Annotated in this window: 1 pseudogene; it reads left to right on the forward strand. The window is 43.4% G+C overall.

What is annotated here, in order from left to right:
* Positions 1-272, forward strand: a pseudogene (proA, locus tag ACFIO5_RS10105) (glutamate-5-semialdehyde dehydrogenase); the annotation flags it as partial.

Genomic DNA, 272 nt, shown 5'->3' on the forward strand with positions numbered 1-272 from the left:
TCGGATAGTTTTCACTCTGCGCATGCACTTCATTGTGCGTTGGTAAACGGATTGAAGAACGCAGGTTTTCCTAAAGATGCTATTCAAATGGTTGCAACGAAAGATCGTGGTGCCGTTGGAGAAATGCTTAAGGGATTAGATGGAGCCATTGATGTAATTGTGCCTCGTGGTGGTAAAAATCTTGTTGCGCGTATTCAGGTTGATGCCCGTGTTCCGATTTTTGCGCATTTAGAGGGGCTCTGTCATATTTATATTGATCAGTCAGCAGATTT

The organism is Bartonella sp. AA86SXKL, from assembly GCF_042196885.1.